Here is a 19,719-nt window from a genome sequence, read left to right as displayed (position 1 = left end):
TCATCATGTCCACTCTCCCCTTCTGGCTGGCCGAGGCGCTCGCCGCCGAACAACCCGCGCCGCCCACGCCCCTGGTCGGCAACCACGAGGTCGATGTCTGCATCGTCGGTGGCGGCTTTACCGGGCTGTGGAGCGCCATCGCCCTTAAACAGGCCGAACCTGCCTTACGTATCCTGGTGCTGGAAAAAGATCGCTGCGGCAGCGGTGCCTCGGGGCGCAACGGCGGCTGTTTGCTCACCTGGTCGGCCAAATACCTGACCTTAAAGCGCCTCTTTGGCGAAGAGCAGGCCGCCTGGCTGGTACAAAGATCCGAGCAGGCGGTACACGAGATCGCCCACTTCTGCGAAACGCACAACATAGAAGCACAGCTGAGGGTCGAGGGCACCTGCTACACAGCCACCAGCGAGGCCCAGCGCGGCCTGATGGAGCCGGTATTGCAGGAACTCAAACGCGCAGACCTTAACCAGTGGCAGGCGATTGAAGAGGATAAACTGGCGAGCCAGAGCGGCTCCCACGTTCATCTGGAGGGGCTCTACAGCCCCCACGCGGGTTCGGTGCAACCGGCACTGCTGGTGCGCGGCCTGCTGCGGGTGGCGCGGGAACTGGGGGTCGAGGTCTATGAACACTCCCCCATGCAGCGCCTTGAGGCGGGCCAGCCGACACGGGTGAAAACACCGCAAGGTGAGGTGCGTGCCCGCAAGGTGGTGCTGGCCATCAACAGCGCCATGGTGCAGCACTTTCGCGAGTTTCGCCGCAGTATCGTGCTGGTCTCCTCCGATATGGTGATAACCGACCCCGCGCCGGATGCACTGGCTGCCCAGCAGCTTGCGCACGGCCGCAGCGTGGTGGATGGCCGCACCTTTGTCCATTACTACCGCTCCACTCCACAAGGGCGGCTGATGCTGGGCAAGGGGGGCAACACCTTCGCCTTTGCCAACCGCCATCTGGCCGAGTTTGATGCCCCTAGCCGTTATCTTGCCCCCCTTACCCGCACCCTGCGCCGCTTCTTTCCAGCGCTCAAAGAGGTGCCCATCGCCGCCAGCTGGTGCGGCGCCTCCGACCGCTCGGTAGATGGCCTCCCCTTCTTCGGCCACTGGCGAGGGCAGCCCAATATCGTCTATGGCCTCGGCTACTCTGGCAACGGAGTGGCGCAAAGCTGGATCGGCGGCCAGATCCTGGCGGCTTTGGTGAGAGATGAGGTGCGGGAGGAGGATAAACCCTGGCGTGAATGCGCCCTGGTCAGCGGCCCGCGTGGCTACTTCCCGCCCGAGCCGTTTCGCTGGCTGGGGGCCATGGCGGTGCGCAACGCCATCCGACGCAAGGAGCGGGCGGAAGATGATAACCGCCCGGTGGCCTGGTATGACAAACAGCTGGCCAAACTTGCCGATGCAGCGGGCAAGGCGGATAAATAGCCCGGCGATAGAGGGTAACCATTTCTCATACTGTTTCGCCCCACACCCTATTTCTTGAAACTGCCGACCCGAGGGTCGGCATTTTTACAGGTGAAATCTGAGGGAGCATTATCGCCAAGCGTGATCCGCTGATGGGCCCCAGCGGCGGCAGGGTTGAGATAGCGTGATTTGTAGGTTGGCGCAGAGCGTAGCGAAGCCCAACAGGCGAGCATGATTATGCCAACCAGAACGGGATAAACAAGGATGTGGCTGAACCATAAAACAGATTTACAGACATATTTCACGGTAAACGTTGGGCTTCACTTCGTTCAGCACCAACCTACCCTTTTTAGCCCAACATACGAGATAAAAACTGTACTACTCATCAACAAAAATGACTTATATCAATAATTTATTTTGTTTTTTATTTTTTTGTTTTCAGGAGTTTCATACGCCCAAGAGCTCAGTTAACATGCCTCAGTTGAAAACCATTACTTCGGTCATCGAACTTTATTTATGCTAATCCTCACCCACTAAAATCGGGGATAACTAATAATGACTGCGTAATATTTAAAAAATTAAAAACATACAACATACAGAACGTTCTAAAGATAACAAGGGATATATAGCCGTGAATACTAGCATTACTTCCAATACTTATGACGATGAATCAAGCACTGTATTATCAATACCTGTCAGCAAAAGAGACTTAGGTGGCTTTATAAGTGATCTGCTAGGTCAAAAACAATCTCTCGAAAGAACTTACGATGTTATATTTGAAATAGATCATTCATGGCTTATAAATTTACATGAGATGATAGATCAACGTATTTCACAACAAGCAAACTCACATTTAATAAATTTTACTGCTGTTGTTTACTTCGACAATGGGGTAAAAAGAACTATCACAACAGTTGACTCATTTCGCGCTTATAATGAAACAAAACCAGAAATTTCAAACTGTGTGAAGATTGTCTGGGAATATCTTGTTCAATTTCCTAACCGGCCTCACCCAGAAAAACAACAGATTTCGTTTACTGCCTTAATTTACAATAAAAAACCATCAGAGAAATCTCTACTCGTCGAGAGGTACACGGATCTTTTCCTATTTAGCACTAAAGATTCCCTTATTAACATTCAGATTGACCATACAGAACGGACATGGGGTGATGATATAGAAAACATTATTTCCACCTGTATTAAAGAGGTCACAGAATCTCGCCGTTTGAGAGATACGATAGTTGAATTATCCCGACTAATTATGGCATTGGCTATATTCGGACTAATGACATTTTATCCCATCTATAACGAAATAAATTCTGGAAATGATGCACTACATACCCTACAACAAGAATACCAATCTCTTATAAAAATTGAAAATATTGATATTTCGATCATAAATAAAAAACTAGACACTATATTTGATGCTGTCTCTCAGATTGAAGCTTCAAAAAGATCAAAGACTCTTTGGTGGCTGGCCTGCTTGTTTTTCGCACCGATAATCACTGCCTTGTTTTTAGCTTTCACTCGTAGCGCACGACAATCACATGTATTACTTTCCAGCAAAGCAATTAAGTTAAAAGACTCTATAGATAAGAAAAGTAAAAACACTATGATAATCATAATATTTTCATATGTTGCAAGTATTGCCGCTGGAATTATAGGTAACTATGGCTTCATGTTTTTGACAAAATAACTTCAATGGTAATATACACTCGTAAGCTGGTGTAAAAAATACCACTTTAATTAAAAAACCGCCCATTGGGCGGTTTTTTATTAGAGATAACGGGCTAACAGGAATTACCAGCCGGTTACTTCGCGCAGGGCTTTGCCGATATCGGCAAGCGACCGGACGGTTTTCACGCCAGCATCTTCCAGCGCGGCAAACTTCTCGGCGGCAGTACCCTTGCCACCGGAGATAATGGCGCCAGCGTGGCCCATCCGCTTGCCGGGAGGGGCAGTAACACCGGCGATATAGGAGACCACCGGCTTGGTGACGTGGGCCTTGATATAGGCGGCCGCGTCTTCCTCGGCGTTGCCGCCGATCTCGCCGATCATCACGATCGCTTCGGTCTGCGGGTCGTTCTGGAACATCTCCAGAATGTCGATAAAGTTGGAGCCCGGGATGGGGTCGCCACCGATACCGACGCAGGTGGACTGGCCAAAGCCCTCGTCAGTGGTCTGCTTGACCGCTTCGTAGGTCAGGGTGCCGGAGCGGGAAACGATGCCCACCTTGCCCGGCTTGTGAATGTGGCCCGGCATGATGCCGATCTTGCACTCACCCGGAGTGATCACGCCCGGGCAGTTGGGGCCGATCATCCGCACGCCGGTCTCTTGCAGCTTCACTTTGACGTCCAGCATATCCAGCGTTGGGATGCCTTCGGTGATGGTGACAATCAGCTTGATGCCCGCGTCGATCGCTTCCAGGATGGCATCCTTGCAGAACGGCGCCGGCACATAGATGACGGAGGCGGTGGCGCCGGTCGCTTCGACCGCGTCACGGACGGTGTTGAACACCGGCAGGCCCAGATGGGTGGTACCGCCCTTGCCCGGGGAGACGCCGCCCACCAGCTGGGTGCCGTAGGAGAGCGCCTGCTCGGAGTGGAAAGTACCCTGACCGCCGGTAAAGCCCTGGCAGATGACTCGGGTGTCCTTGTTGATCAGTACGCTCATCAGTTGGCCTCCGCTGCTTTGACGACTTGCTGCGCGGCATCGGTCAGACTCTTGGCCGCAATGATGTTGAGGCCGCTCTCGGCCAGCTTGATACCACCCAGCTCGGCGTTGTTGCCTTCCAGACGGACCACGACGGGCACCTTGACCCCCACTTCCTTGACCGCACCAATGATGCCTTCTGCGATCATGTCGCAGCGCACGATGCCGCCGAAGATGTTGACAAGCACCGCTTTGACGTTGTTGTCGGAGAGGATGATCTTGAACGCCTCGGTTACGCGCTCCTTGGTGGCGCCGCCGCCGACGTCAAGGAAGTTGGCCGGCTTGCCGCCGTGCAGGTTGACGATGTCCATGGTGCCCATGGCCAGACCAGCGCCGTTGACCATGCAGCCGATGTTGCCATCGAGGGCCACATAGTTGAGCTCCCACTGGGCAGCGTGCGCTTCGCGGGGGTCATCTTGTGACGGGTCGTGCATCTCGCGCAGCTTGGGCTGACGATACAGTGCGTTGGCGTCGATATTGATCTTGCCATCCAGGCAGTGCAGGTTGCCCTGCGCGGTGATCACCAGCGGGTTGATCTCCAGCAGCGCGAAATCGCAATCCAGGAACATCTGGCCCAGACCCATGAAGATCTTGGTGAACTGTTTGATCTGATCGCCGACCAGACCCAGTTTGAAGGCCAATTCGCGGGCCTGATAAGCCTGCGGACCCACCAACGGATCGATAGCCGCCTTGTGGATCAGATGTGGGGTTTCGTGGGCGATCTTCTCGATATCCACGCCACCTTCGGTCGAGGCCATGAAGACCACGCGGCGAGAGCCACGGTCAACTACGGCGCCCAAGTAGAGCTCTTTGGCGATGTCGGTGCAAGATTCCACCAGGATCTTGGTGACCGGCTGGCCGTTGGCGTCGGTCTGGTAGGTCACCAGATTTTTGCCAAGCCAGTTCTGGGCAAAAGCACGGATCTCATCCTTGCTCTTGGCCACTTTCACGCCGCCCGCTTTACCGCGGCCACCGGCGTGTACCTGGCATTTGACGACCCAGGTATTGCCGCCAATCTTGTCGGCCGCTTCGGCCGCTTCTTGTGGGGTAGCACAGGCATAACCTTCGGAGACCGGCAGGCCATACTCGGCAAACAGCTGTTTTGCCTGATATTCATGCAGATTCATAGATGCTCTATCCGTGTTGTAGGTATTTCCGTCCGGGGCTGGTGTTTCTCAATCCCCTGTGAATGGGGGCCTGGGCGGCCCCTCGTTATCTTTCAATCGCTCGGGTATTACTCAAACGTCCAGCGGCACACTCCGCTCGGGGCGCAAACCCCTTGCCCGGGTGCCACAGGCTTAGACGTCCAGCAACAGACGGGTCGGGTCTTCCAGCAGCTCCTTGACGGAGACCAGGAAGCCTACCGATTCGCGTCCGTCGATGAGACGGTGATCGTAGGAGAGCGCCAGATACATCATCGGCAGGATCTCGACCTTGCCGTCAACGGCCATCGGGCGATCCTGGATCTTGTGCATGCCCAGAATGGCGCTCTGGGGCGGGTTGATGATCGGGGTGGACATCAGGGAGCCGAACACGCCACCGTTGGTGATGGTGAAGTTGCCGCCAGTCAGTTCATCCACCGTCAGCTTGCCGTCACGGCCCTTGCCCGCCAGATCCTTGATGGCCTTCTCGATGTCCGCCAGGCTCATGTTGTCGCAGTCGCGCAGCACCGGCGTCACCAGACCACGGGGGGTAGAGACGGCGATGCTGACGTCGAAGTAGTTGTGGTAAACCACGTCATCGCCATCGAGCGCCGCGTTCACTTCCGGATAGCGCTTGAGGGACTCCACTACCGCCTTCACGTAGAAGGACATAAAGCCGAGCTTGATGCCGTGCTTCTTCTCGAAGATCTCGCCGTACTGCTTGCGCAGATCCATGATGGGCTTCATGTTGACCTCGTTGAAGGTGGTCAGCATGGCGGTGGTATTTTTCGCTTCCAGCAGACGCTCGGCAATGCGCTTGCGCAGACGGGTCATCGGTACCCGCTTGTCGGTGCGACCACCCAGCGGGGCAACCTTGGCTGCCGGAACGGCAGCGGCGACCGGTGCGGCTGCCGCAGGCTGGCTCTTGGCCTTGATGAAGGCTTCCACATCATCCTTGGTGATGCGACCGCCCTTGCCGGTACCAGTCAGCTTGGTCACGTCGATGTCGTGCTCGCCAATCAGGCGGCGCACCGAGGGGCTCAAGCCATCGGCACCATCATCGGCAACCGCTTCAGCGGGTTTCTCTTTGGTCTCTTCACCGGCCACCGGGGCGGCGGTGAGGATGGCAATCAGTTGACGGGACAACACGGTCGCCCCTTCCCCTTGCAGAATATCCCCCAGCACACCGGCTTGCGGTGCCGGCACTTCCAGCACCACCTTGTCGGTCTCGATGTCGACCAGCACTTCGTCACGGGCAACCATATCACCCGGCTTCTTGTGCCAGGTGGCAATGGTGGCATCCGCCACTGATTCCGGCAGGTCCGGTACCTTGATCTCGATAGTCATCTAATCAGTTCCTTGTTACTTCTTGTTCAGGGCTTAGGCCAGAGTAAGGGCATCTTCCACCAAGGCTTTCTGCTGCTTGGCGTGGACGGACATGTAACCAACGGCCGGTGAGGCGGACGCCGGACGACCGGCATAACGCAGGGTGGCTCCGGTCGGCAGCACGTCATCGTAGTTGTGACGGGTGCAGTACCAGGCGCCCTGGTTCTGCGGCTCTTCCTGGCACCAGACAAAGTCGGTGACGTGGCTGTAATCGGCAAGAATGGCGCGCACTTCCTCTTCCGGGAAGGGGTAGAGCTGCTCAATTCGCACCAATGCCACATCTTGCTGCTCGGCCTTGCGACGGGCATCGAGCAGGTCGTAGTAGACCTTGCCGGAGCAGAAGACCACGCGCTTGACCGCTTTCGGATCCAGCGCATCGATCTCGCCGATGGCGTTCTGGAAGGTACCTTCCGCCAGCTCTTCAAGCTTGCTCACCGCCAGCGGATGGCGCAGCAGGGATTTGGGCGTCATGACGATGAGCGGACGGCGCATCGGACGTACCACCTGACGACGCAGCATATGGAACACCTGCGCCGGGGTAGAGGGCACGCACACCTGCATGTTGTGCTGGGCGCACATCTGCAGATAACGCTCCAGACGGGCGGAGGAGTGCTCCGGGCCCTGCCCCTCGTAACCGTGCGGCAGCAACATGGTCAGGCCGCACATCCGGCCCCACTTCTGCTCACCGGAGGAGAGGAACTGATCCACCACTACCTGGGCACAGTTGGCGAAATCGCCGAACTGGGCTTCCCAGATGGTGAGGCCAGCCGGCTCGGCGCTGGCGTAACCATATTCAAAGGCCAGTACCGCGTTCTCGGTCAGCACAGAGTCATACACCTCGAACGGACCCTGCTCATCGTGCAGGTTGCACAGCGGGGTATAGGTGCTGGCATCGGTCTGGCTGTGCAGCACAGCGTGGCGGTGGAAGAAGGTGCCACGGCCGGAGTCTTCACCGGTAAAGCGGATGCGGGAGCCCTTGTCCACCAGAGTGGCGTAGGCCAGGGTCTCGGCAAAGCCCCAATCCACCAGCTTCTCGCCAGCGGCCATCAGACGGCGGTCTTCGTAAATCTTCTCGACCTGACGCTGTAGCACGTGAGTGGCCGGATACTGGCTCACCCGCTCGCCGAGGCTCTTGAGGTGATCCATCGGCACGGCACTCTCATAGGCCATGTTCCAGTCGTGGCCCAGATAAGGGGTCCAGTCGACGGAGTGCAGCTCCATCGGCCGCCACTCCTTGCTCACCCGCTCGCCGCGATCCAGCGCTTCGCGATACTCGTTGACCAGTTCGGTCGCCCGCTCCTGGGCGAGGCTCCCCTCAGCCACCAGCTGATCGGCGTAGATCTTGCGCGGGGTCGGGTGCTGCTTGATCTTCTGGTACATCAGCGGCTGGGTCGCGCTCGGCTCGTCCGCTTCGTTGTGACCGTGACGACGGTAGCAGACCAGTTCGATCACCACGTCGCGTTTGAAGGTGTTGCGGTAATCCAAGGCAATCTGGGTCACCAGCACCACGGCTTCCGGATCATCCCCGTTGACGTGCAGCACCGGCGCCTGCACCGCCTTGGCGATGTCGGTGCAATATTCGGTGGAACGCAGGTCACGGATATAGGAGGTGGTGAAACCAACCTGGTTGTTGATGACGATGCGCACCGTCCCGCCTACACCATAGGCGCGGGTCTGGGACATGTTGAAGGTCTCGGCCACCACGCCCTGACCGGCCATGGCCGAGTCACCGTGAATGGTGATGGGCAACACGCTGGAGCCATCCTTGTCACCGCGACGATCCATCCGGGCACGGACCGAGCCGATGACCACAGGGTTGACGATCTCGAGGTGAGAGGGGTTGAACGCCAGCGCAAGGTGGACGTTGCCACCCGGGGTGGCGAAGTCGGAGGAGAAGCCCATGTGGTACTTCACATCACCGGTGCCCCAGGATTCGCCATGCTTACCGGCAAACTCGTCGAACAGATCCTGAGCGCGCTTGCCCAGCACGTTGATCAGCACGTTGAGGCGACCGCGGTGGGCCATACCGATAACGGCCTCTTTGCAGCCCTGCTCACCGGCGCGACGGATCAGCTCCTTGAGCATGGGGATCATGGCGTCGCCACCTTCCAGCGAGAAGCGCTTGGCTCCCGGGAACTTGGCGCCCAGATATTTCTCCAGCCCTTCGGCGGCAGTCAGGCTCTCGAGGAAACGGGTCTTCTCTTCGAGGGTGTAGCTCCCCTTCCCCTCAATGGATTCGAGACGCTGTTGCAGCCAGCGCTTCTCTTCCGTGGAGGTGAGGTGCATGTAGTCGGCGCCGATGGAGCCGCAATAGGTCTTCTTCAGCGAGGCGTAGAGGTCGGAGAGCACCATGGTCTCACGACCGATGGCGTAGGAGCCCACATTGAAGGTGGCCTCCATATCTGCGCCCTGCAGGTTGTGGAACGCAGGCTCCAGTTCGGCAACGGTTTCACGCTGCCACAGGCCCAGCGGGTCCAGATTGGCATTCTGGTGACCACGGAAACGGAAGGCGTTGATCAGCTGCAATACCCGCACCTGCTTGGCATCCACTTGCGGATCGGAGACGGGGACACTGTAGCGAGAGGGATCCTTGGCCAGACGACGGAAATAATCGCGGACCTGGGAGTGGGGTTGTTCAACCGCATGGCCATTGACCTGGGGCAGCTCGCTAAACAGGCTGCGCCACTCGTCGGACACGGAGTCAGGATTTTCCAGGAAGGATTCGTACAAATCCTCGATATAGCTTGCATTCGCACCAGCCAGGTGAGATGACTCCAACCAGGCCTTCATCACGCCGTTATGCATTTCTATCCCTTGTACTTCTTGTTACTGCTGCGCAGCTTGTAGGGGTCAAATAGCCATCCTGCCACGGGTGGGATGGCTATCCAGAGGTCGGGCCAGCACCTGGCCGGCCCTGATACTAAACAGCCCGATTGAGCAACATCGACTTGATCTGGCCAATCGCCTTGGTCGGGTTCAAGCCTTTCGGACAGACGTTCACGCAGTTCATGATGCCATGGCAGCGGAACACGCTGAATGCGTCGTCCAAATTCCCAAGTCGTTCGGTGGTCGCGGTGTCGCGGCTGTCAGCCAGCCAGCGGTAGGCGGCGAGCAGCCCGGCCGGACCGATGAACTTGTCGGGATTCCACCAGAAGGAGGGGCACGAAGTAGAGCAGCAGGCACAGAGAATGCACTCGTACAGGCCGTCAAGCTTGGCGCGCTCTTCGGGGGATTGCAGGTGCTCACGCACCGGCGGCAACTTGTCATCATTGATGAGGAAGGGTTTGACCTTCTCCCACTGGGTGTAGAACTGGGTCATGTCGATCACCAGATCACGGATCACCGGCAGGCCGGGCAAGGGGCGGATAACGACGTTATTGCCCTTCTTCAGCAGGTCGGAGAGCGGGGTGATACAGGCAAGACCGTTCTTGCCATTCATGTTGAGACCGTCTGATCCACAGACCCCTTCGCGGCAAGAGCGGCGGAAGGCGAGCGTGGGATCCAGCTCTTTCAACTGGATCAGTGCGTCGAGCACCATCATGTCGGAACCTTCAGGAATATCAAGACGATATTCCTTCATATGGGGGACGTTATCAACATCCGGATTGTATCTGTAGACAGAGAATGTGACGTTCATAGGGCTGGCTCCGCAATCAGTAAGTCCGGACCTTGGGCGGGAACGCCTCACGGGTCTTGGGTGACATGTTGACAGCGCGACGGGTCATGGACTCGGTGTCCGGATGATAGAGGCTGTGGCACAGCCAGTTCTCGTCGTCGCGATCCGGGAAGTCAAAGCGGCAGTGAGCACCGCGACTCTCGGTACGGAAGTTGGCGGCAACCGCCGTGGCAAACGCCGTCTCCATCAGGTTGTCCAGCTCCAGGCACTCGATGCGCTGGGTGTTGAACTCTTTGGAGGTGTCATCCAGACGGGCTGACTTGAGGCGCTCGCGGATAACCTTGAGCTCGGCCAACCCTTCTGCCATCGCCGCACCTTCGCGGAATACGGAGAAGTTGTTCTGCATGCAGCGCTGCAGGTCTTTGCGGATCTGCACCGGGTCTTCGCCGTTGCGGGTATTTTCCCAGCGGTTGAAGCGGGCCAGTGCGGCATCGAGATCCGACTCGGAAGCATCGCGGCCGTGATCCATCTCGCCCAGGGTGTTGACCAGATGCATGCCGGCCGCGCGGCCGAACACCACCAGATCCAGCAGGGAGTTGCCGCCCAGACGGTTGGCACCGTGTACGGAGACACAGGCAATTTCGCCCACCGCAAACAGACCGACCACCGGCACATCGTTGCCGTTCTTGTCCTGGGTCAGGCACTGGCCATTCACGTTGGTCGGTACGCCGCCCATCATGTAGTGGCAGGTCGGGATGATCGGGATCGGCTCTTTGACCGGGTCCACGTGGGCGAAGGTGCGAGAGAGCTCGCAGATGCCCGGCAGACGGGATTCCAGCACCTCTTTGCCGAGGTGATCCAGCTTCAGCTTGATGTGCGGGCCCCAGGGACCATCGCAGCCACGGCCTTCACGGATCTCGATCATGATGGAGCGGGCCACCACGTCGCGACCGGCCAAGTCCTTGGCGTTCGGCGCGTAACGCTCCATGAAGCGCTCGCCATCTTTATTGAGCAGATAGCCACCTTCACCACGGCAGCCTTCAGTTACCAGCACCCCTGCCCCGGCGATGCCGGTCGGGTGGAACTGCCACATCTCCATGTCCTGCACGCCGACACCGGCACGCAGCGCCATACCGACACCGTCACCTGTATTGATGTGGGCGTTGGTGGTGGACTGGTAGATACGACCGGCACCGCCAGTCGCCAGCACGGTGGCCTTGGCCTTGAAGTAGACCACTTCACCGCTCTCCATATCGATGGCGGTACAACCCACCACATGGCCATCCTGGTTTTTCACCAGATCCAGCGCATACCACTCGGAGAAAACGGTGGTCTTGTTCTTGACGTTCTGTTGGTAAAGGGTGTGCAGCAGGGCGTGGCCGGTACGGTCGGCGGCCGCTGCGGTACGAGCAGCCTGCTCGCCACCGAAATTCTTGGACTGACCACCAAACGGACGCTGGTAGACAGACCCGTTATCGAAACGGGAGAAGGGCAGCCCCATGTTCTCCAGCTCATAGATAGCCTCGGGACCGGTTTTGCACATGTACTCGATGGCTTCCTGATCACCGATGTAATCGGAACCTTTTACCGTGTCATACATATGCCACTGCCAGTTGTCATCGTGGGCATTGCCCAGCGCAACCGTGATCCCGCCCTGGGCGGAGACAGTGTGAGAACGGGTTGGAAAAACCTTGGACAACAGAGCGCAGCTCTTGCCGGACTGGGCAATCTGCAGCGCGGCGCGCATACCGGCACCACCGGCACCAATCACCACCGCATCAAATTCACGAGTTGGAATAGTCACCTTACACACCCCACAGCACGACGAAACCCGTCATCAGATAGACAAACAGCACCACGACCAGGGCAAATTGCAGCGCCCCGCGCAGCCCTACCGGCTTGATATAGTCAGTCAGCACCTGCCACAGACCAATCCAGGCGTGGATCAGTACGCAGAGCAGGGTCAACAGGGTGAATACCTTGGTGAATGTTTTGGCGAAGAAGCCTGCCCACACCTCGTAGGTGATGTCGTTGAACGCGACAAAGCCCACCAGATAGAGGACATAACAGGTCATGATGAGGGCGGTGGCGCGGATCAGGATGTAATCGTGAACGCCGCTGCGCCCGAAGGTTGCAGAATTGGTTACCATACAAGCACTCCCGCCAATACAGCCAGGATCGCGGTGATCACGAAGGCCACGCGGGCGCTCTGATTGCCGGATTCCAGCTCTTCCCAATAGCCCATATCCATGACCAGATGACGCAAGCCGCCCACAATGTGGTATGCCAGCGCAGTCAGGATCCCCCACAGCACGAGTTTGACCAGGAAGTTGTCCATGATGGCAACCACGGTTGCAAACCCTTCGGGAGAGGCGAGTGAAGTACCAAGCATCCACAGCAAGATGCCCAGTGCAACAAAGGTAATGACCCCTGAAACACGGTGCAGGATGGATGCAATGGCAGTGACAGGAAAGCTGATCGTCTGTAGGTCGAGGTTGACCGGTCTCTGTTTGTTTTTCACGCTTGCCCACTCAGCTCCATTGAGCACGTTAGTTATTGTTTTAACTCACACTTGAGGGCACGGAATGGTGATTGTTGGTTTTTTGTTACCAAAACACTCTGAAAAAGCCAAAACGCGAGTTTTCGGTTTCACATCAGGCTTTGCCAAAGCGTTTCAAACACCCGCAGCCATGACCCACGTGGCGCAGTATATCGGCGGCCTTAACCGAAGACAATCAATTAGCTACAAAGAAAACACAAAACCGCAAACTCGATCGCATATTTAATTTAACATTTCATTAATGCCATTAATGGGGTTCCAGCAAAATTGACATTGATAAGGAACTCTGTTTCAAATAAGGCGCTCCAGCCACTTCGGTATGGGTAACAACCTTTGCCAGCGTCATAAAAGTCGTAATAGAGTAGGACTGGAACCAAATTATAAAGAGCAAAGGAGACGTGCTATGGCTGATAAGATAGCCACCCTACACCTGCCCGGAAAAGATCCGGTCGAACTGCCGATCCTCTCCGGCACCATTGGCCCGGATGTCATCGATGTCAGAAAATTGGGATCACAGGGGTATTTCACCTTTGACCCCGGTTTTATGGCCACCGGTTCTTGCAAATCTGCCATTACCTACATTGACGGGGATCAGGGTGTCTTGCTGCACCGTGGTTACCCCATCGCCCAGTTGGCCACCCAGGCCACCTATCTGGAAGTCTGCTATATCCTGCTGTACGGCGAAGCGCCGACCAAGGCGCAATATGCCGAATTCGAACGCCTGGTCACCCGCCACACCATGGTGCACGAGCAGATCGCCTTCTTCTTCCGCGGCTTCCGTCGTGACTCCCACCCCATGGCCATCATGTGCGGTGTGGTCAGCGCCCTCTCCGCCTTCTATCACGATGCCCTCGACATCAATAACGAGCAGCATCGCGAGATCTGTGCCTTCCGTCTGCTCTCCAAGATGCCGACTCTGGCCGCCATGTGTTACAAGTACTCCATCGGCCAGCCGTTCATGCAGCCGCGTAACGCCCTCTCCTATGCCGGTAACTTCCTGCACATGATGTTTGGTGTGCCGACCGAAGAGTACAAGGTCAACCCCATCGTTGAACGCGCCATGGATCGTATCTTTACCCTCCATGCGGATCACGAGCAGAACGCCTCCACCTCCACCGTTCGTCTGGCTGGCTCCTCCGGTGCCAACCCGTTCGCCTGTATCGCCGCGGGGATCGCCTCCCTGTGGGGACCGGCCCACGGTGGTGCCAACGAAGCCTGCCTGCGCATGCTGGAAGAGATCGGCTCGGTGGATCGCATCCCCGAGTACATCGCCAAGGCCAAGGACAAGAATGATCCGTTCCGTCTGATGGGCTTCGGTCACCGTGTCTACAAGAACCACGACCCTCGTGCCACTGTGATGCGCGAAACCTGCCACGAAGTACTCACTGAACTGCAGATCAAGGATCCGCTGCTGGACGTGGCCATGGAGCTGGAGCGTATTGCGCTCTCCGACCCCTACTTCGTCGAGAAGAAACTCTACCCGAACGTGGACTTCTACTCCGGCATCATCATGAAGGCGATCGGCATCCCGATGAGCATGTTCACCGTGATCTTCGCCATCTCCCGCACTATCGGCTGGATTGCGCACTGGAACGAGTTCCACTCAGACCCGGACAGCAAGATTGGTCGCCCACGCCAGCTCTACGTGGGCCACCCGCTGCGCGAGTTCACTCCACTCGAGCAGCGCTAACCACTGCGCTGATATGGTTTGTTACAAAGGCGGTCATTGACCGCCTTTTTGTTTGCCGCTCTAATGCCCCCTTTCGCGTTAAGGAGTCCATTATGAAACCACTGTTTATCAGCGCAGCCTTGCTGCTGACCGCCTGCCAGAGCGCCCCCGCCTCGTCACAGGGGGAGACCCTCTATATCAACAGCCAGTTGGTCGATTGCGTCGGGGTTGGCCCAATGCAGTGCATGCAGGTTCGCAGTGATGAGCAGCAGCCCTGGACGCTGTTCTACCAGAATATTGAAGGTTTCCAGTTCGAGCCTGGCTATCGCTACCAGCTCACTGTCAGCAAGGAGCAGCTCACCGATGTGCCGGCCGATGCCCCCTCCGTGCGCTATCAGCTGATCAAGGTAGTGAACAAGGTCGCCAGCAAGTAACAAACACGATCAAAAAAACAGGGGATGGCTGATGCCATCCCCCGTTGGTTTATGGGTACTGCGCCTCATCAGGCACGATCAGATCGGCGCCAACGCCATATGCAGCAACGGATAGGGCTTGCCCTGACCATCCAGCGGCGAACGACCCGTCACGGTGAATCCCATCTTCAGATAGAAGCCCACCGCCTGTTCGTTCTGCTCGTTGACGTCAACCTGCGTCGCGCCGCCCTGCGTGATGGCATGGGCCACCAGCAAACGCCCCACGCCACTACCGCGCGCCCCGGGAGCCACAAACAGCATCTCCAGCTTGCCCTCGTACACTCCGCTAAAACCCGTAATCTGCCCCTCTTTTGTGCGGGCACTGTGCAGTGTCACCGCATCGAAGTAGTGCTCCAGAATAAGCGGTTTAAGCGCGAGGATCTCGGCCTCGGGCAGGAAGTGGTGGGTCGCCCGCACAGAGGCCTCCCACAGATCGATCAGGGCCGGATAATCGGCCCGGGATACCGGAACAATCGTCATGAAATGACTCGATATGATAACCAGCGGGAAGAGACACCTTCCCGCTGGCAACGGTGATTAGCGCGCCTGCACCGCTTGCAGCAGCACCGACATATCAGCGCCAAAGTTGCGGCTGCGGATTGCTTCGCGAATATCCGCTTCGCTATAACGGCTGCCCGGGTAGACCACCACGCAGGAGGTGTCGCCCGGTTTGAGGAAGTGGGTCTCGCCAAACGGGGTATAGCGAGTGGCACCGATACTGATGAGCGCATGGGGAGGATGTCCCGCCTGCGCCAGCAGCCCCTGAATGTGCTCCGCCGGCCCTTCATCCTGCTGATGATTGAACTTGTCGATGGCCCAGTCGAGCAGCTTGCCGTGGAAGTAGCTGTAGTCGATGGCGGCGCTGTCTACCCCGTAGGCGTGCAGCTCACCGTCCCGCTCCAGATAGCAGGCGATACGATAGTCATCGAGCTCGCAACCGGCGGCAAAACCGGAAAGCGGCAGCAGCTTGTCCGCCAGCCCCTTGCTTTCTTCGCCCCAGTTCTTCTTCTCGCTGATCTTCTTGGCGTTGGGACGACGGATGGAGCAGTCGTTATAGGCACCAAAGGCACGGGGATGGATCGCCACCACCTGCTTGTCGGCATACTCCAGCTCGCACCAGAGGGCTACTTCCGGCTCGATCTGCACCTTCTCGTCACCGCTGACCGCCGCTTCCGGCAGGAAGATCGCCTTGTCGCTCAACGGGAATACCCCGAGCTGACCCGGATGGCCCGGCACAAAGAAGGGAAAGAGCGCCTTGGGCGCCGTGGTATCGCGCACGACTACCGCTACGAAATCCGACGCTTCACCCGCCTGCTCCAGATGACCGGCGAAATTGCCCGCGACCCCGAGTCCGATAAATTTGCTCTCTGCTGCTATCTGCATCTTGCTCACCTGCATCTTGCCCACGCAAGGTAGCAGGCCCGTCGCCCACTACCGCTAAAGTGGCAAGATTAAACCACAAGGGCCCCGCCTTCGCCCAGTCCGGTCCTGTCGTGGTGTGCGCCAGTCCACTTTTTTAGGGACGAGAAGGCTGTGGCGAACCAGCGATTGCGCCCTCATTCAGCTACGCAGTCACCGCGCTGGAAACAGTGCGTTTCCGGCCTATCCCCTCTTTCTCCTTGGGACTCAACTTCATCTTTGTTAGGCTGCCTGCCACACAGGCTCACAGAGGGATCTTCTTGATGTCACAGGCGCACTTTCAGGGCCGCTTCGAAGTCGAGTTCAAATATCAGCTGACGGATCGCCCCGCCTTCCTCAAGGCACTGCTTGCCCTCAATCCGGAGATCATGCTGGAGGATAATCTGGAGCAGGATCGCTACTTCGACACCCCGGATGATGCCCTTGCCCAGGCTGGCAAAAGTCTGGCTATCCGCACCATGCAGCCCTCCGGCATCCAGCTCTGGATCGTCAAGGGGCCCGAGAAGGATCGCTGCGAGGCGGTCACTATCAATAATGCGGACAAGGCCGTCAGCATGCTCTTGACCATGAACTACCGGCAGATACTCGAGATCACCAAAAGGCGCAGCATCTACTTCATTGGCCCGTTTCACGTCACCCTGGATCATCTGGCCGAGATCGGGGATTTTGCAGAGCTCGCCATCATGACCGATGACGAGGAACGCCTCCCGGCGTTTCGCCAGCAACTGCTCGCGCTGGCAGATCAGTTGGGACTTTCTCCCGATGCGCAGGAGCCTCGCTCCTACCGCACCCTGCACATGCAGGCAATACACACCACACAACCAGAGGATGCAACTCAATGATCGACAAACTCGCCTGGCTCACCTTTAAAGATCAGCAGCTGCTCTGCGCCCGCTCCCACGGCAAGGACATCTATTACATCCCAGGCGGCAAGCGGGAACCGGGCGAGAGCGACGAGGCGGCGCTGATCCGCGAGATTGAAGAGGAGCTGGCTGTCACCCTGCAACCCGATACCCTGCGCTTTGTCTGCGAGTTCAGCGCTCAGGCCGATGGCAAACCGGCAGGAGTCGAGGTGCGACTGCGCTGTTACACCGGCGAAGCGAGCGGCACCCCGATCGCCTCGGCAGAAATTGCCGAGCTGCGCTGGCTCGACAGCTCTCACCTCGATGAGCTCTCCCCCGTCTCCCGCCTGCTGTTTGTCTGGCTGGTTGAGCAAGGGTTGATCCGCTGACAAGTCGTACTCGCGGCGAGCATACATATCCACCTCATATGAACCAACGGTGGCAATCAGCCACATAACAGCGCAACGACAAGGATGCCAGATGGACATTGTGGAAGTTAAAAGCGCAGCGACCTACCAAAGTGCGCTCATCACCCTGCTGCAAGATTGTGTCGATAGCGGCGCCTCGGTCGGTTTTTTACCGCCGCTGACCATGGAGGAATCTACCCGCTACTGGCAAGGAGTTGAAGCGGATCTGGCAGCAGGTCACCGAAAGCTGTGGCTTGCCCTTGAGCAACAACAGATTGTGGGAGCGGTTCAGCTCGCGCTCTGTGGCAAGGCCAACGGTCGCCACCGGGCCGAAGTGGAAAAACTGATGGTACTGCAAACGGCGAGAGGTAAAGGTGTCGGTCGTGCGCTGATGCAGGCCTTGGAACAAGGCGCCCATGCCGCGGGCCGTTCGCTGCTGGTGCTGGATACTCGCACCGGTGATGTGGCCTCCCACCTCTATCGTCAACTCGGCTATCTGGAGGCGGGCCAGATCCCGAGCTTTGCACGCAACGCCGATGGCTCTCTTGCTGCGACCGTCATCTTCTACAAACCGCTCTGACCATCCCCTATCCCTTATCCAAATACAGCAGGGCCGCACCAAGCGGCCCTGCTTGTTTCCAGCTTGACTGTTTGTTGCAGCAATATGGCTTGCGACGGATTGCCACGATACGGCCAGTGCTCCTGTATGCCTCAACACCGCCAATCGCCGCCCCAAAATACAGCCAAACAAATAGAAAGACTAATTAATGATTAAAACGCCCCCCTTTTCTTCTTCATCTATTGCCTCATCAGGCGTATCGTAAGAGACCCATTTGATAATCAATTTTATGTTATTCACTGCCTTGAGGAATAATGGATGCCCACTTTGCCCCGTACAGTTACCTCCCCCAAAAAGTTCATCATCGGTCAACACCTTCTCCCGCAACTCCATGAGCACGTTAAAGATTTTGGTGACTATGCGTTGCTCATCAGCGATGAGTTCATTCTGGAGCGGGTACGGGAAGAAGCTTTGGCGGGGCTCCTGCAGGCAGGTCTCAGGGGAGTGGTCGACAAGTTTCGCTACGAATGCACCGAACAGGAGATCCACCGCCTGACCCACCTTGCAGAGCAATATGGTGCGAACGTGATTGTCGGGATCGGCGGCGGCAAGACGCTGGATGTCGCCAAGGCCGTGGCCTTCTATCTGCGCCGTCCGGTTGTGCTGTTCCCGACGATTGCCTCTACGGATGCCCCCTGTACGGCGCTGGCGGTGATCTACAACCAGGCGGGTGAATTTGAACGCTATCTGTTCCTGCCGCAAAATCCGGACGTGGTGCTGGCTGACACGGCCATCATTGCCGCCGCCCCTCCCCGCTTCTTTTCCGCAGGCGTCGGCGATGCCCTGGCCACCTATTTCGAGGCGCGCGCCTGCTATCGGGCGGACGGGCTCAATCTGGTCGGCAAGCGTCCTTCACGCACTGGCCTTGGTCTGGCAAAGCTCTGTTACGAGCTGCTTGGTGAAAACATCGAGCTGGCCATGGATGCGATACGCCACCATGTCTCGACTCCGGCGCTGGAGCAGGTTATCGAGGCCACCATCTACCTTAGCGGGGTCGGCGCAGAAGCCGGTGGACTGGCCGCCGCTCATGCAATCAACAATGGCATGTCACTGATCTCGGAGCTCCATCGTGCCCAGCATGGCGAGAAAGTAGTCTTCGGCCTGCTGACCCAACTCGTGCTTGAGCGCGCCCCGCAACACGAACTTGATGAGGTGTTTCGCATCATCGACTGTGCAGGTCTGCCCATGACGCTGCAAGAGTTGGGGCTCACCCACTTTGATGAAAGCGAGTGGCGCAAGGTGGCGCAGTTGGCCTGCGATCCCCTCGATACCATGGGCAACATGCCGATGACAGTGAGTGAACAGGATGTCTACGCCGCCATGGTAGCGGCCAATGCCATGGCTGAGCGTTATCGCCTCCGCCATCCCCGCGCCTGATTGCTTGCCGCACTAAACAGGCAAACAGTAAAAAGGCTTGCCCATTGGCAAGCCTTTTTCATTTGCATCCCATCCCTTGTCGGGATAGACGAACGTCCGCGCTGAC

At 57.5% G+C, this 19,719-nt stretch carries 18 protein-coding genes; 8 read left to right on the top strand and 10 right to left on the bottom strand.

Annotated elements, in window-relative coordinates; genetic code table 11:
- The first annotated feature begins 5 nt into the window (after window positions 1-5).
- Both AB5Y82_RS00320 and AB5Y82_RS00315 read left to right on the top strand, forming a co-directional pair.
- Window positions 6-1,412 (top strand): FAD-dependent oxidoreductase, encoded by a 1,407-nt coding sequence (locus AB5Y82_RS00320; RefSeq protein ID WP_368173513.1) that lies wholly within the window; start codon window positions 6-8, stop codon window positions 1,410-1,412.
- A 610-nt stretch (window positions 1,413-2,022) separates the two neighbouring features.
- A complete protein-coding gene (locus AB5Y82_RS00315) occupies window positions 2,023-3,087 on the top strand; it encodes a hypothetical protein (protein ID WP_368173512.1) in 1,065 nt (354 codons plus the stop codon).
- A gap of 104 nt (window positions 3,088-3,191) precedes the next feature.
- On the opposite strand, the gene sucD is transcribed toward AB5Y82_RS00315, so the two are convergent.
- The 8 genes from sucD to sdhC all read right to left on the bottom strand — a co-directional run bounded on the left by sucD (window position 3,192) and on the right by sdhC (window position 12,768).
- The gene (gene sucD / locus AB5Y82_RS00310; protein ID WP_005333542.1) at window positions 3,192-4,064 is read right to left on the bottom strand and encodes a succinate--CoA ligase subunit alpha; all 873 of its coding nucleotides are present in this window, start codon (window positions 4,062-4,064) and stop codon (window positions 3,192-3,194) included.
- A complete protein-coding gene (gene sucC / locus AB5Y82_RS00305) occupies window positions 4,064-5,230 on the bottom strand; it encodes an ADP-forming succinate--CoA ligase subunit beta (RefSeq protein WP_005333544.1) in 1,167 nt (388 codons plus the stop codon). The genes sucD and sucC overlap by 1 nt, the downstream gene beginning before the upstream one ends.
- Window positions 5,231-5,401: 171 nt before the next feature.
- Entirely contained in the window at window positions 5,402-6,592 is a 1,191-nt protein-coding gene (gene odhB / locus AB5Y82_RS00300; protein WP_236294121.1) for a 2-oxoglutarate dehydrogenase complex dihydrolipoyllysine-residue succinyltransferase, read from the bottom strand.
- Window positions 6,593-6,625: 33 nt separating this feature from the next.
- Window positions 6,626-9,436, bottom strand: coding sequence for a 2-oxoglutarate dehydrogenase E1 component (sucA, locus tag AB5Y82_RS00295; protein WP_368173511.1), 2,811 nt, complete (start codon window positions 9,434-9,436; stop codon window positions 6,626-6,628).
- Window positions 9,437-9,551: 115 nt separating this feature from the next.
- The gene (locus tag AB5Y82_RS00290) at window positions 9,552-10,268 is read right to left on the bottom strand and encodes a succinate dehydrogenase iron-sulfur subunit (RefSeq protein WP_005333549.1); all 717 of its coding nucleotides are present in this window, start codon (window positions 10,266-10,268) and stop codon (window positions 9,552-9,554) included.
- 16 nt (window positions 10,269-10,284) lie between these two features.
- Window positions 10,285-12,051: a succinate dehydrogenase flavoprotein subunit gene (gene sdhA / locus AB5Y82_RS00285; protein ID WP_139471773.1), complete on the bottom strand. Its 1,767-nt coding sequence runs from the start codon at window positions 12,049-12,051 to the stop codon at window positions 10,285-10,287.
- 1 nt (window position 12,052) lies between these two features.
- Complete coding sequence (gene sdhD / locus AB5Y82_RS00280; protein ID WP_005333558.1) at window positions 12,053-12,397, bottom strand: succinate dehydrogenase, hydrophobic membrane anchor protein; 345 nt, start codon at window positions 12,395-12,397, stop codon at window positions 12,053-12,055.
- The gene (gene sdhC / locus AB5Y82_RS00275) at window positions 12,391-12,768 is read right to left on the bottom strand and encodes a succinate dehydrogenase cytochrome b556 subunit (protein ID WP_021231296.1); all 378 of its coding nucleotides are present in this window, start codon (window positions 12,766-12,768) and stop codon (window positions 12,391-12,393) included. Before sdhC ends, sdhD begins: the two co-directional genes overlap by 7 nt.
- A gap of 442 nt (window positions 12,769-13,210) precedes the next feature.
- On the opposite strand from sdhC, the gene AB5Y82_RS00270 reads away from it, so the two are divergent.
- Entirely contained in the window at window positions 13,211-14,497 is a 1,287-nt protein-coding gene (locus tag AB5Y82_RS00270; protein ID WP_005333572.1) for a citrate synthase, read from the top strand.
- Window positions 14,498-14,589: 92 nt separating this feature from the next.
- Complete coding sequence (locus tag AB5Y82_RS00265; RefSeq protein ID WP_019446103.1) at window positions 14,590-14,910, top strand: DUF4377 domain-containing protein; 321 nt, start codon at window positions 14,590-14,592, stop codon at window positions 14,908-14,910.
- A gap of 78 nt (window positions 14,911-14,988) precedes the next feature.
- Here AB5Y82_RS00265 and AB5Y82_RS00260 read toward each other — a convergent pair whose 3' ends face one another.
- A complete protein-coding gene (locus AB5Y82_RS00260) occupies window positions 14,989-15,429 on the bottom strand; it encodes an acetyltransferase (RefSeq protein ID WP_368173510.1) in 441 nt (146 codons plus the stop codon).
- Window positions 15,430-15,486: 57 nt separating this feature from the next.
- The gene (locus tag AB5Y82_RS00255) at window positions 15,487-16,332 is read right to left on the bottom strand and encodes a DUF5718 family protein (protein WP_103251154.1); all 846 of its coding nucleotides are present in this window, start codon (window positions 16,330-16,332) and stop codon (window positions 15,487-15,489) included.
- A gap of 299 nt (window positions 16,333-16,631) precedes the next feature.
- On the opposite strand from AB5Y82_RS00255, the gene AB5Y82_RS00250 reads away from it, so the two are divergent.
- The 4 genes from AB5Y82_RS00250 to AB5Y82_RS00235 all read left to right on the top strand — a co-directional run bounded on the left by AB5Y82_RS00250 (window position 16,632) and on the right by AB5Y82_RS00235 (window position 19,613).
- Complete coding sequence (locus tag AB5Y82_RS00250) at window positions 16,632-17,210, top strand: class IV adenylate cyclase (protein WP_368173509.1); 579 nt, start codon at window positions 16,632-16,634, stop codon at window positions 17,208-17,210.
- Window positions 17,207-17,599, top strand: coding sequence for an NUDIX domain-containing protein (locus tag AB5Y82_RS00245; RefSeq protein ID WP_368173508.1), 393 nt, complete (start codon window positions 17,207-17,209; stop codon window positions 17,597-17,599). The genes AB5Y82_RS00250 and AB5Y82_RS00245 overlap by 4 nt, the downstream gene beginning before the upstream one ends.
- A gap of 91 nt (window positions 17,600-17,690) precedes the next feature.
- A complete protein-coding gene (locus AB5Y82_RS00240; RefSeq protein ID WP_368173507.1) occupies window positions 17,691-18,197 on the top strand; it encodes an N-acetyltransferase family protein in 507 nt (168 codons plus the stop codon).
- Window positions 18,198-18,494: 297 nt separating this feature from the next.
- Window positions 18,495-19,613 carry a glycerol dehydrogenase gene (locus tag AB5Y82_RS00235; protein WP_263717322.1) on the top strand — a complete coding sequence of 373 codons (1,119 nt, stop codon included), beginning with the start codon at window positions 18,495-18,497 and terminating at the stop codon, window positions 19,611-19,613.
- Window positions 19,614-19,719 lie beyond the last annotated feature (106 nt).

This window comes from Aeromonas sp. s13 (genome assembly GCF_040907905.1).
Lineage (GTDB): Bacteria > Pseudomonadota > Gammaproteobacteria > Enterobacterales > Aeromonadaceae > Aeromonas > Aeromonas veronii.
The sequence above is the reverse complement of the archived record's forward strand: the minus strand, read 5'-3'. Positions and strand labels throughout refer to the sequence as shown.

Excerpts from the sequence above, each read along its gene's own strand:
- AB5Y82_RS00320 (WP_368173513.1), top strand. The coding sequence starts at position 6 with ATGTCCACTCTCCCCTTCTGGCTGGCCGAGGCGCTCGCCGCCGAACAA.
- sucD (WP_005333542.1), bottom strand. The coding sequence starts at position 4,064 with ATGAGCGTACTGATCAACAAGGACACCCGAGTCATCTGCCAGGGCTTT.
- sucC (WP_005333544.1), bottom strand. The coding sequence starts at position 5,230 with ATGAATCTGCATGAATATCAGGCAAAACAGCTGTTTGCCGAGTATGGC.
- odhB (WP_236294121.1), bottom strand. The coding sequence starts at position 6,592 with ATGACTATCGAGATCAAGGTACCGGACCTGCCGGAATCAGTGGCGGAT.
- sucA (WP_368173511.1), bottom strand. The coding sequence starts at position 9,436 with ATGCATAACGGCGTGATGAAGGCCTGGTTGGAGTCATCTCACCTGGCT.
- AB5Y82_RS00290 (WP_005333549.1), bottom strand. The coding sequence starts at position 10,268 with ATGAACGTCACATTCTCTGTCTACAGATACAATCCGGATGTTGATAAC.
- sdhD (WP_005333558.1), bottom strand. The coding sequence starts at position 12,397 with ATGGTAACCAATTCTGCAACCTTCGGGCGCAGCGGCGTTCACGATTAC.
- AB5Y82_RS00270 (WP_005333572.1), top strand. The coding sequence starts at position 13,211 with ATGGCTGATAAGATAGCCACCCTACACCTGCCCGGAAAAGATCCGGTC.
- AB5Y82_RS00265 (WP_019446103.1), top strand. The coding sequence starts at position 14,590 with ATGAAACCACTGTTTATCAGCGCAGCCTTGCTGCTGACCGCCTGCCAG.
- AB5Y82_RS00260 (WP_368173510.1), bottom strand. The coding sequence starts at position 15,429 with ATGACGATTGTTCCGGTATCCCGGGCCGATTATCCGGCCCTGATCGAT.
- AB5Y82_RS00255 (WP_103251154.1), bottom strand. The coding sequence starts at position 16,332 with ATGCAGATAGCAGCAGAGAGCAAATTTATCGGACTCGGGGTCGCGGGC.
- AB5Y82_RS00250 (WP_368173509.1), top strand. The coding sequence starts at position 16,632 with ATGTCACAGGCGCACTTTCAGGGCCGCTTCGAAGTCGAGTTCAAATAT.
- AB5Y82_RS00245 (WP_368173508.1), top strand. The coding sequence starts at position 17,207 with ATGATCGACAAACTCGCCTGGCTCACCTTTAAAGATCAGCAGCTGCTC.
- AB5Y82_RS00240 (WP_368173507.1), top strand. The coding sequence starts at position 17,691 with ATGGACATTGTGGAAGTTAAAAGCGCAGCGACCTACCAAAGTGCGCTC.
- AB5Y82_RS00235 (WP_263717322.1), top strand. The coding sequence starts at position 18,495 with ATGCCCACTTTGCCCCGTACAGTTACCTCCCCCAAAAAGTTCATCATC.